Genomic DNA, 11,839 nt, shown 5'->3' with positions numbered 1-11,839 from the left:
GGCGTCGGTAATCGCCGGTCCCATCGCCAGCGTGGCGGTGCGGCGGACGCAGTTCTCGAGCTCGCGGACGTTGCCGGGGAACGAGCACGCCTTCAGCAGTTCCAGCGCATGCGGCTCGAACGCCAGTTCGCGGTCGTTCTCCTTGTTGAAGTTCTTCAGGAACTCCGTTGCCAGCAGCGGGATGTCGCTGGGCCGGTCGCGCAGCGGCGGCAGGATCATCGGCACGACATTGATGCGGTAGTAGAGATCTGCGCGGAATTCCTTGCGCGCCACCGCCTCTTCGAGATTGCGGTTGGTCGCGGCGACGATGCGGACATTGACCTTGATGGTCTGATTGCCGCCGACGCGCTCGAACTCCTGCTCCTGCAGCACGCGCAGCAGCTTGGCCTGGAACGACGCCGAAATCTCGCCGATCTCGTCGAGGAACAGCGTGCCCTTGTCGGCGAGTTCGAACCGCCCCTTGCGTGAGGCGATCGCCCCGGTGAAGGCGCCCTTCTCGTGGCCGAACAGTTCGGACTCGAGAACCGATTCCGGCAGCGCCGCGCAGTTGATCTTGATGAACGGGCCGTTGGCGCGCGACGAGAGTTCGTGGATCGCCTTGGCGATCAGCTCCTTGCCGGTGCCCGACTCGCCGCGCAGCAGCACCGGCGATTGTGATTTGGCGATGATGCTCACCTTGGCGAGCAGTGTCCGGATCGCCGGGCTTTCGCCGACGATACCGTCGACGCGCACGCGCTTCTTCTCGCGCTGCGGCTTCAGCTCCGACAATTCCTTCTGCAGCCGGTAGCTCTCAGCCATCAGCCGCTCGCGGTCGCGGGCGACGACGCGGTGCAGCTTGACGGTCTGGCCGATCAGATTAGCCACCATGGTGAGGAAGCGGACGTCGCCGTCCATGCGGAAATTGGCGCGGCCGTCGCGGACGCGGTCGATGCTCAGCGTGCCGACGACGCGCTGATCGATGCGGATCGGCACGCCGATGAATGACACCCGCACCTCATCGGTGGCGCCGAGCGCCACCGCATCGGCCGACGAAAACATCGGATGGCTGGAGACGTTGTCGGCGACCAGCGGCACTGCGGTGGCGACGATCTGGTCGATCGCCTTGCGCGGCAAGCGGGCCTTGTAGCGATTGTCGCTGCCTTCGGCCCAGCCGACGCCGACGGTGATGTCCGGCACGCCGTCATCGGCCAGCAGCGACACCACGCCGTTGCGCATCTGCAGGAACGACTGCAGCAGGTTGACCACGTTGGCGAGTGTGACTTCGAGCCTCGCCGGTGCGGTGAGGATCTTCGAAATCTCGAAGATGCCGGTGAGCGCGATCTCGCTCAGCGGTATTGGGTTCGGGTTCATCGGTTGACGCGACTGTTCGGGATCAGCAAAACGCTCGTGGTCGACAAGACGTATCTCGCGCTGCGCCATCGCGGCCTCCATTGCTCCCGAGCTGTTCTCCCCCTTAGTTCCGGAGCTTTGCGAGAGTGTGGATGATCTCCTGTCGGATGTCGTGCTCATCTTGACTGCATCGCTGCGGAAGTTGGTAGCTGCGTCTGCTTAGAACGTAACCAACGAGATTCCGCTGAACACCGCAACTTACTGCACTACCACAAGTTCGCCGTCGCGAACGCATTGATGCAGCGCAAAGGACAGCGCTGAAATGATCAGCAACTCCGACGACCGAAAAGCGAGGCGACGCTTAGTTGCGAATAGTTCGCTTATACGTGCTGACCGCCGTTGATATGAATCTCTTCGCCGGTGACATAGCTGGCCGCTTCCGAGCACAGAAAGAACATCACCTTGGCGACTTCTTCCGGTGTCCCGATACGTCGCAACGGAATCGTCGGCGCCAGCATGGCCTCGGTTTCGGGCGACAGGATGTCGGTCTTGATCTCACCCGGCGCGATCGCGTTCACCCGAATGCCATAGGGCGCGTAGTCGTGCGCCATCTCGCGAGTGAGACAGGTCAGTGCAGCCTTCGACGTCGCATAGGCGCTGCCGGCGAACGGGTGCACGCGCGAGCCGACGATCGAGGTGACGTTGACGATCGAGCCCTGACCGGCGCGTAGTTCCTCGAACAGTCCCTGCGCCAGCAGCACCGGCGCCAGCAGGTTGACGTGGAACACGCTCATCCAGGTTCCGACAGGTGTGTTGAGCGACGTCAGCCGCTCGCCCTCGGCACTCTTGGGCGAGATCGCCGCATTGTTGATCAGCGCGTGCAGCGGGCCGCCGGCGAGCTTTTCCTTGAGTTCGTCGATCGCCCGCGGCAACGCGCGATGATCGGATAATTCGACCGGGACGTGGTTCTCCAGCCCGGTCGCCCACGGACAGCGATCGTCAGCGAAGGGTTGGCGCGAACAGGTGATGATGCGCCAGCCGGCGTCGGAGAACAGCTTGCCGGTGGCATGGCCGATGCCGCGCGAGGCACCGGTGAGCACCAACGTCTTCTGCTTGCCGGCGCGCGACTCGCGCTGATCGTTATGAAACGGACAGGCGCCACCCTGCGGCCCGACGGCCGGCGCCCCGGGATGTTCGGCATGAACGGGACGTGCAGCATGCGGATGCTCGGCATGCGGAGGTGCGGCGTGCCGCGGTTGATCGGCATGCAGTGGCTCGGTGTACATCGCGCTCCCTCGACTGTTGCCATAAGGAATTGCAGGAAGCGGGCCAAACGCAGGGCCTCTGAGATTGCTGGCGTTTTGCCAATTGCTGTCATCAGCCCGACATTGCGTTCGGCGCCTTCACCAACACAATCGTCCGCTTTCCGACATATGCGCCGCGTCATCGGTAGTATGATGCAGCAAGCCTGAAACACTCCGACATGGTCCGGCTCTTGCTACACGGCTGCGCAGACCTCACAGCGAGCCTCGCATGCATCACCGGATCGGTCAGTTCTCCAAGCGCACTGTGATCGTGCTCGGCACAAGCGAGATCGCTTCGGCGGTCGCGGTGCATCTCTATCGCGCCGGCTGCCATGTGGTGATGTCGCACGATGCGTTTCCGCCGGTGATCCGCCGCCGCATGGCGTTTCACGACGCGCTGTATGGCGACGAGGTCAGTGTCGATGGCATCGCCTGCCGGCGCGCGGACGACGGGGCGCAGATATTCACCGCGCTGAACCGCGCCCCCAGCATCCAGGTCACGTGGCTGGCGCTGGCCGACCTGCTGCCGGTCGCCGGCTTCGACATCCTGATCGACGCGCGGATGCAGAAGCACCGCGTCACCCCGGACCTGCGCGCGCTGGCGCGGCTCAGTATCGGGCTCGGCCCGGGATTCTCGACCAGCGTCAATTGCGATGTGGCGATCGAGACCCGGCCCGGCCGCAGCGGCCTCATGGTGCGCGACGGCTGGACCGACGCGGCCGACGGCATGGCCAGCCCGCTCGGCGGCGTCGGCGCCGAACGCTTTCAATATTCGGTGGCGGCCGGGCGCTGGCACAGCGCGGTGGAGATTGGCAGCCGGGTGTTCCGGGGTTTCGCGCTCGGACATCTGGCCGGCAGCGCGGTGCACGCACCATGCGATGGCATCGTCCGCGGCATCGTCCGCGACGGCGTCGAGGTGCCGGCCAAGGTCAAGCTGGTCGAGATCGATCCGCGCGGCCGCCACGCCCAATGGACCGGCATCGACGACCGCGGCCGCACCATCGCGGCGGCGGTGATGCGCGCGGTGGAGGCGGAAACAATGACACCGCGCCGCTCAGCCGCCGTGCTGCCGTTCGATCCGGCGTAAGTAACAAGCTATCGACGCAGACAGCGTCATCCTGAGGTGCTCGCCCGGAGGGCGAGCCTCGAAGGATGAGCCGCGGGCACTTGCCGCCCATCCTTCGAGGCGCGCTACGCGCGCACCTCAGGATGACGCCCTCTTGAAGAGATCTCAGGAATAAATGCGCGACAAACCTAGCCCGCGCCCAGCGCGACGGCGACGTTGTAGGTGATCAGGCTGGCCGCGTAGGCGAGTGCGAACATGTAGGCGAAGGTCACCCACATCCAGCCCCAGCTGCCGGTCTCGCGCTTGATCACCGCCAGCGTCGAGGCACATTGCGGGGCGAAGATGTACCAGACCAGCAGCGACAGCGCGGTGGCGAGGCTCCATTTCGAAGCCAGCACCTCGCCGATCTGTTCGGCGGCTTCCTTGCCACCTTCGATCGCATAGACGGTGCCGAGCGCCGCGACCGCGACTTCGCGGGCCGCCATGCCGGGGATCAGCGCCACGGCGATCTGCCAGTTGAAGCCGAGCGGCGCCAGCACCGGCTCGATGGCGTGGCCGATGATCGAGGCCAGGCTGAAATCGATCGCCGGCTCGGTGGCGCCGGCCGGCGGCCGCGGGAACGAGGCCAGGAACCAGATCAGCACCATCATCGAGAAGATCGTGGTGCCGGCGCGCTGCAGGAACATCTTGACGCGAATGTAGATGCCGATCCCGACGCTCTTCAGACGCGGCAGTTGTAGTCCGGCAGCTCGAGCATGAACGGCGCCCGCTCGTAGTCGCGCCACATGAAGAACTTGACCAGGGCCGACACCGCCAGCGCGCTGAAGATGCCGGCGCTGTAGAGGCCGAACATCACCAGCCCCTGCAGATTGATCCAGCCGAAGACCTGCTTGGCCGGGATGAAGGCCGAGATGATCAGCGTGTAAACCGGGATGCGCGCCGAACAGGTCATCAGCGGCGCGATCAGGATGGTGGTCAGACGGTCGCGTTTGTTGTCGATCACCCGCGTCGCCATGATGCCCGGAATCGCGCAGGCGAAGCTCGACAGCAGCGGAATGAAAGCGCGGCCGTGCAGGCCGGCGCCGCCCATGATGCGGTCCATCAGGAACGCGGCGCGCGCCATGTAGCCGAAGTCTTCCAGCAGCAGGATGAACAGGAAGATGATGATGATCTGCGGCAGGAACACCAGCACGCTGCCGACGCCGGAGATCACGCCGTTCTGCAGGAAGCTCTGTAGCAATCCTTCGGGTAGCGTATCGTGCACGAACTGGCCGAGCGCTTCGAAGCCGCCCGAGATCAGCTCCATGATCGGCTGCGCCCAACTGAACACCGCCTGAAACATCACGAACAGCAGCAGCACCAGGATGACGAGACCGGCGACCGGATGCAGCACCACGCGGTCGACCTTCGCCGTGACGGTGTGCGGCCTCGCCGGCAGGCTGACGCAATCGGCGATGATGCGATCGGCCTCGCGCTGTAGGGCGCGCAGCTCGGAGGTCGACAGCGGATGCCAGTCGTTGTCGCGCAACGGCGCCTTGGCCTGCGCGGCGAATTCGTCGGTTCGCTTGAGCAGCTCGGCGGTGCCGCCCTTGCGCACCGCGATCGAGGTGACGACCGGGATGCCGAGGCGCGCGGTCAGCTTCTCGACGTCGACGGTGACGCCGCGGCGCATCGCGATGTCGTACATGTTGAGCACGAGCATCAGCGGCCGGCCGGTCGACTTCAGCTCCAGCATCAGCCGGAACGTCAGGCGCAGATTGGTCGAGTCGGCGACGCACAGAACGAGATCCGGCACGACCTCGCCGGACTTGCGGCCGAGCACGACGTCGCGGGTGATCTCTTCGTCCGGGCTGCGGCCGCGCAGCGAATAGGTGCCGGGCAGATCGACCAGGCTGACGGTGCGCCCCTCCGGCGTCGTGAACAGGCCGGTTTTGCGCTCGACGGTGACGCCGGGATAATTCGCGACCTTCTGCCGGCTGCCGGTGAGCGCATTGAACAGCGAGGTCTTGCCGCTGTTCGGCGTTCCCACCAGCGCGAGGTTGAAGGGCTGGGCTTCCACTGAACTCATCTGACTGGAATTATGACAGAACCACCGCCATCGCCTCGCGGCGGCGTACGGCGATGGTGATGTTGTCGACCCGCACGGCGATCGGATCGCGTCCGATGATGCCTTCGTGCAGGACCTCGATCTTGGCGCCCTCGACGAAGCCGAGTTCGATCAGCCGGCTCTCCAGTTCGACCGGGCTCAGCGCCGAAGCGACGCGATGCGGATCGATCGCCTGGACGACGCCGCGGTAACCGCGGCGGGCCTGACCGAGCAGGATCGGCTGATGGCCGTTCTGATGGTGGCCATTTTGGTGATGACCATTGGGGTGATGGCCATTCGTCGCGTGGGGCGCGCCGTGAGGAGCCGAATGACCGTTCGCATGACGCACGCCCTCGTGGTCGCGAGGGTTGAGGCCGTGCTGAAGAGGGGTGCTGGTCATCGCCCGTTTTCCAATCGCCGCATGTGAAGGTCAAGACACCGATACGTGCGCCGAAGGGAGTTTAGAACGATTGTAACAGGCGCTATCAATTCGCATCTAAGCCGAACCGGCCGCCGAAGTGATTGATTTGGCACAAACCTGCGCTGTGTCTGGATCATTTCCAACCGGCGTTGCCGATGCGCCAGTCGCGGCGAGGCGGGCCGTAAACCATGGCTCGCAATCGATGCGGAAAATCGTTTCCGTTTAATTCTTCGGCCAGCGCCCGGTGCGATGCTGCTGCTGCAGACCGCCAGGGGCGCGGTCGCCACGGGGGCACGATGGCAGCGAAACCCAAGTCAAAGAAGAAACAGAGCGAAAGCCCGGCTGTGGCGTTGTCGGCAGTGTCCGCCGTCGTCACCCGCAATCTCGCCAACATGGCGACGATCTTCGCCTCGACCGGAACCGTGCTGCTCTGCCTCCTGATCGCCAAGCGGTTCTGACGCTGTGGACGATGTAGGGCGGATGAGCGAAGCGTCATCCGCCACACAATCGCTTGCGGCGGATGACGCCTTCGGCTCATCCGCCCTACAAGTTCTTATCCGCTCTACGCTCCTTTTTAAGCGGCCCGCACCGTGTCGAGGAACTTGGCGACTTCGATCTTGAGCTTGGTGCTGTCCTGAGACAGTGACTGCGCGGCCGAGAGGACCTGCGACGATGCCGAGCCGGTTTCGGTGGCGCCGCGCTGCACGTCGGTGATGCTCGACGACACCTGCTGCGTGCCGCGCGCGGCCATCTGCACGTTGCGGGAGATTTCCTGCGTGGCGGCGCCCTGTTCTTCGACCGCCGAAGCGATGGTCGAAGCGATTTCCGACATGCGGCCGATAGTGTGGCCGATCGCCTCGATAGCCGACACCGACACGTTGGTGGCCGACTGGATCCCGGAGATGTGCTGGCCGATTTCGCCGGTGGCCTTGGCGGTCTGCTCCGCCAACGCTTTCACTTCCGCGGCGACGACGGCGAAACCGCGTCCCGCCTCACCGGCACGCGCCGCCTCGATGGTGGCGTTGAGGGCGAGCAGGTTGGTCTGCCCCGCGATGGTGTTGATCAGTTCGACCACGTCGCCGATGCGCGCCGCGGCCTGAGACAGTTCGCCGACGCTGTCATTGGTCTTGCGCGCTTGTTCGACGGCTTCGGACGCGATGCGCGACGACTCCTGAACCTGACGGCTGATCTCGGTGATCGAGGACGACATTTCTTCGGTCGCCGAGGCTACCGACTGCACGTTGGTGGACGCCTCCTCCGAGGCGGCCGCCACCGAGGTCGTCAGCTCCTGAGCGTGTTCGGCGGTCGAGCTGAGCGTCGACGCGGAAGCCTCGAGCTCGGTCGAGGCCGACGACACCGTCTGCACGATCTCACCGATCGCGGATTCGAACTGACGCGTCGCAGCGTCGACCCGCTGACCGCGCGCGATCTTCTCCTCGGCTTCGCGGGCCGCGGCGGCGTCGGCATCGCGCTTGGCGATCAGCGCCTCTTTGAAGATTTGCAGCTCGTTGGCCATGGCGCCGATCTCGGTGGTCTCGCCGCGGTGGGGCACCTCGGCGGCGAGCTCGCCCTTGGCGAGTTGCTGCATCGGCGTGATGATCGAAGCAATGCCGTTCGCAATGTCGCTGATCACCATGTAGCTGGCGACGACGGCGAACAGAATGGCGAAGCCGAGAATGCCCAGCACCATCCAGAATGCCGCCCGGTAGGTGCTGTCGGCCGTTGCTACCGATTCGTTCGCACCCTTGTCGTTCAGCTCGATGTCTCTCTGCAGCGACTGATCGATCCGGTTTCCGATCGGCACCGCATTCTTAGTGATAGAGTCCCATGCGGAGGTCGAGAACTGTCCGACGTCTTTGCGGGAAATGTCGAAGGCTTTGCCGGCAGCCTCCGCATACAGGCCCCAGTCCTTGACGAGGGCGTCATACAGCTGCTGTTCCTCCGCCGAGGACACCAGCTTCTTGTAGCGGTCTAGCGCACCGTCGAGCGCCTCCTTGCTCTTGCCCAGGCGCTTTTCAACCGCAAGCTTGCCGTCGGCGCCCTGCTCGATGAGATGATCGCGCAAAGCGACGCGATACAGAGCGAGCTGCGCGCGCACTTCACCGAGCACCCGCACGCTGGGAAGCCAATTACCCCCGATATCCACGGTGCTGTTGTTGAGCGTGCTCATCTTCATCAGCCCGAGGCCGCCGAGCCCGCAAATGGCCAAGAGCAGCAGGGCGACGAGTGAGGTGATCTTGGTCCGGATCGAGAGTTTGGCGAACATCGACGGCCATCCTTGTGGCGAACTTGCATTTCCAACTTGATCTCGCACGCAGAAAATCGGCGCGACGATTCGTGGCGGCGTTGTCGCAGACTCAAAGCCGTTCGGGATCACAAGTAGTTTGTGACCTCAGCCTTTCGGACTTGTTAATTTGGAACCCAGTGAAACTACGTAACGGGGCGAAGGCCGTCGTCGTGGCGCGGGGCACGCCAACTAACCATCTCGTTGCGAGCGAAAACGATCAATTCAACCCCTGATGTGTTATTTCGCCGGGATGCGGTGTCGAGTGCTCGATCGATCGACCGAACAGACGATCCAGCCAGGTTCGCCGCTCCTGATGGGTGATGAGTTCGTTCGCCGGCGCGGTGACGGGCCGCTCATGCAGCAGCTCGATCGCGATCGTCGTCGCCAATGCACGCGGCGGGGCGCCGCCCAGCATTTCGCTGCGTCTCCGACCGCCGACGGTAACGGTGATCATCCGATCATCGGTCAGGAAGAAATTGCAGTCGTGCAGCACGCCGCCGAGCACGAGCTGAAACGAGTATGTCCGAGAGTGATGGTGGGACATGACGCCCTCCCGCGTTCCATCGACCCGTCGGCCGGCGAGAACGACGTCATCGCGCCGTACGCGCCGACCGTCACGACTGCAAGCATGACGCGAGCGCAGCCGGACGCAAGCGCCCGCGCACCGCAAGGTTGACTGTCAACTAACAAGTCAGCGCTATCTACTCTTCACCAAACCGGTCGCAGACGCGACGTCGCGACAACGGTACATCCGTGCAGCCTGTTGTTCTCGCTGAGAGTTTTCCGACCTGCGAGGGCTGACGCACCGCGGCGGATGCATCGCCGTGTTGCCCATGCGGCTGTAGCAAGGCGCGCCGCCTCGGAATGCTACGCAGGCAAAAGGCATAAAAACGGCCCGCGTGCACCGCGGGCCGCTTTTGGTTAGTCAGTACACTCGCCGGCCTCCCGCTATCAGGAGGCCTGACGTCTCAGGCCGCCTGCGGCTTCAGCTTGGCACGCCAGTTCGGGTAGAGCTTGTCGGCGTCCTGCGGGAAGCTTTCGAAGGCGCGGGCGAATTCGCGGTGATCCTTGGCGAACTCGACCGGATCGGCGCCAAGCTTCCAGCACTGCTCGGCCTGGCGCAGCGACTTGGCTCCGGCGGCGCCGCCGTCGACGTGACCGAACGCACCGCCACCCGCCGTCATGATCAGGTTGGAGTGGCCGAGATTGTCGAAGAAGCCCGGCATGCGGAGCGCGTTCATGCCGCCCGAGATGATCGGCGTCGTCGGGTTCAGGCCGAGCCATTCCTGGTGATAGTAGGGACCGTCGGCCGAATCCTGCGTGATCATGAAGGCCGAGGCGCGGTCGGAGGCTTCACCCTCCATCTTGCCGTAGCCCATGGTGCCGACATGGATGCCCGAGGCGCCCTGCAGGCGGGCCATCTTGGACAGCACGAATGCCGTATAGCCGCGCTTTGACTGCGGCGAGGTCACGGCTCCATGGCCGGCGCGGTGATAGTGCAGATACTGCTTGGGGAAGCGGCGGCGCGCCGTGGTGATCGCGGCCGGGCCGGCGACGTAGCCGTCGACCAGGAACGCGACGTGGTCGGCGTTCTCGCCGAACGTCTCCAGGATGTACTCGCCGCGCGCCACCATCTCGTAGTGATCGTCGGCGGTGATGTTGAACGAGAACAGCTTGGCCTCGCCGGTCTTGTCCTGGGCGCGGCGCATGGCGTCGTTGACCGCCCGCACCGTGTCCTTGAACGGCGCGAACACCTGGTTGCCCTGCGGCTCGTCGTTCTTGATGAAGTCGCCGCCGAGCCAGAAATCGTAGCAGGCGTTGGCGAACGGCTGTGGCCGCAGGCCGAGCTTCGGCTTGATGATGGTGCCGACGATGAAGCCGCCGTCCACCACCGGCCGGCCGAGCACGCGCCACAGGTCCTTGATCGTGGTCGACGGCCCGTCGAACAGCTTCAGGTACGCCGGCGGCACGTAGAAATCGTACATCTTGGCGTATTCCATGTCGCCCATGCCCTGATTGTTGCCGATGGTCAGGGTCAGGAACGACGCGATCATGGCGCGGCCGTCGATGATGTTGCGATCGAACAGCTCGATCGGATAGGCGATCTTCATCAGCTCTTTGGCTTCGTCGATCTCGTAGACGAGGGCGTCGACGCCGCGGGTGAAGTCGTCGGTGGTCGAGACTTCGACATTGGTGCCGGTGGAGGACTCGGCGGCGAAATGCGCCGCACCTTGCAGATAACTGCCATGGCCCGGCTTCGGCTTCATGATGTAGGCGCACAGCACGTGGCGGCCGCCGGCGATCAGATCACTCTCTTTGAGATTGAGATTGGCGTAGCGATTGGACTGGTCCATGACGAACTCCTGGTAACCGGCCATCGCCGGCGTGATGCATATCGAAAATGCCCGCGCGCACGCGGCCGCGCGGAGACCCTGCTCCCCGCGCGTGAAATCTCCCCGTGATGTTTTGAGCCGCGGTTGGTCCGCGTTGCTGACGACGTCGAACTACTCGGCGGCGCGGGCGACCTCGCCGATCTGCGGATCGAGCGCACCCGACTTGTAGCGCTTGGCCATCTCGGACATCGGAATGACCTTGATCTTCGAGGCGTTGCCGGCGGTGCCGAACTGCTCGAAGCGCAGCTTGCAGACGTCGCGCATCGCATCCATCGCAGGCTTCAGAAACTTACGCGGATCGAACTCGGCCTTGTGCTCGGTCGCGATCTTGCGGAACACGCCGGTCATGGCCAGGCGGCAATCGGTGTCGATGTTGACCTTGCGGACGCCGTGCTTGATGCCGCGGACGATCTCTTCGACCGGCACGCCGAACGTCTGCGGCATCGCGCCGCCGTATTTGTTGAACAGGTCCTGCAGGTCCTGCGGCACCGACGACGAGCCGTGCATCACGAGGTGCGTGTTCGGCAGGCGGCGGTGAATCTCCTCGACCACCTTCATGGCCAGCACGTCGCCGTCCGGCTTGCGCGAGAACTTGTAGGCGCCGTGCGAGGTGCCCATCGCGATCGCCAGCGCGTCCACCTTGGTGGCGCGGACGAAGTCGACCGCCTGGTCCGGATCGGTCAGCAGCTGCTCGCGGCTGACCTTGCCCTCGACGCCGTGGCCGTCTTCCTGCTCGCCGCCGCCGTGCTCCAGCGAACCGAGCACGCCGAGCTCGCCTTCCACCGAAGCGCCGACCCAATGCGCCATGTCGGTGACGCGGCGGGTGATGTCGACATTGTACTGATAGTCGGCGGCGGTCTTGGCGTCGGCCTTGAGCGAGCCGTCCATCATTACCGAGGTGAAGCCGTAGCGGATCGCGGTGGCGCAGGTCGATTCGTCGTTGCCGTGATCCT

The 11,839-nt window shown here is 64.5% G+C and carries 9 protein-coding genes and 1 pseudogene; 2 read left to right on the top strand and 8 right to left on the bottom strand.

Going from position 1 to position 11,839, the window contains the following annotated elements:
* Both nifA and I5M_RS13110 read right to left on the bottom strand, forming a co-directional pair.
* The coding region (gene nifA, locus I5M_RS13115) for a nif-specific transcriptional activator NifA (RefSeq protein WP_040771698.1) at positions 1-1,419 on the bottom strand (1,419 nt) is incomplete at its 3' end.
* A gap of 290 nt (positions 1,420-1,709) precedes the next feature.
* Positions 1,710-2,615 (bottom strand): SDR family NAD(P)-dependent oxidoreductase, encoded by a 906-nt coding sequence (locus I5M_RS13110; RefSeq protein ID WP_022721814.1) that lies wholly within the window; start codon positions 2,613-2,615, stop codon positions 1,710-1,712.
* A gap of 247 nt (positions 2,616-2,862) precedes the next feature.
* Here I5M_RS13110 and I5M_RS13105 point away from each other — a divergent pair, with 247 nt between their 5' ends.
* Positions 2,863-3,720 carry a xanthine dehydrogenase gene (locus I5M_RS13105; protein WP_022721813.1) on the top strand — a complete coding sequence of 286 codons (858 nt, stop codon included), beginning with the start codon at positions 2,863-2,865 and terminating at the stop codon, positions 3,718-3,720.
* A gap of 167 nt (positions 3,721-3,887) precedes the next feature.
* On the opposite strand, the pseudogene I5M_RS29695 reads toward I5M_RS13105, so the two are convergent.
* Positions 3,888-5,767 (bottom strand): annotated as a pseudogene (locus I5M_RS29695) (ferrous iron transporter B).
* A gap of 10 nt (positions 5,768-5,777) precedes the next feature.
* Complete coding sequence (locus tag I5M_RS13095; RefSeq protein ID WP_031336255.1) at positions 5,778-6,023, bottom strand: FeoA domain-containing protein; 246 nt, start codon at positions 6,021-6,023, stop codon at positions 5,778-5,780.
* A 479-nt stretch (positions 6,024-6,502) separates the two neighbouring features.
* On the opposite strand from I5M_RS13095, the gene I5M_RS33125 reads away from it, so the two are divergent.
* Positions 6,503-6,664 (top strand): hypothetical protein, encoded by a 162-nt coding sequence (locus I5M_RS33125; RefSeq protein ID WP_022721811.1) that lies wholly within the window; start codon positions 6,503-6,505, stop codon positions 6,662-6,664.
* A gap of 116 nt (positions 6,665-6,780) precedes the next feature.
* Here the strand turns inward: I5M_RS33125 and I5M_RS13085 are convergent, their stop codons facing one another.
* The 4 genes from I5M_RS13085 to I5M_RS13070 all read right to left on the bottom strand — a co-directional run.
* Positions 6,781-8,472, bottom strand: a complete 1,692-nt coding sequence (locus I5M_RS13085) for a methyl-accepting chemotaxis protein (RefSeq protein ID WP_022721810.1) — start codon at positions 8,470-8,472, stop codon at positions 6,781-6,783.
* A gap of 238 nt (positions 8,473-8,710) precedes the next feature.
* Entirely contained in the window at positions 8,711-8,998 is a 288-nt protein-coding gene (locus I5M_RS30920) for a hypothetical protein (RefSeq protein WP_051048739.1), read from the bottom strand.
* 463 nt (positions 8,999-9,461) lie between these two features.
* Complete coding sequence (locus tag I5M_RS13075) at positions 9,462-10,847, bottom strand: ribulose-bisphosphate carboxylase (RefSeq protein WP_031336252.1); 1,386 nt, start codon at positions 10,845-10,847, stop codon at positions 9,462-9,464.
* A gap of 150 nt (positions 10,848-10,997) precedes the next feature.
* On the bottom strand, positions 10,998-11,839 hold an 842-nt coding region (locus tag I5M_RS13070), incomplete at its 5' end, for a class II fructose-bisphosphate aldolase (protein WP_022721807.1).

The organism is Rhodopseudomonas sp. B29, assembly GCF_000333455.1.
Lineage (GTDB): Bacteria > Pseudomonadota > Alphaproteobacteria > Rhizobiales > Xanthobacteraceae > Rhodopseudomonas.
The sequence above is the reverse complement of the archived record's forward strand: the minus strand, read 5'-3'. Positions and strand labels throughout refer to the sequence as shown.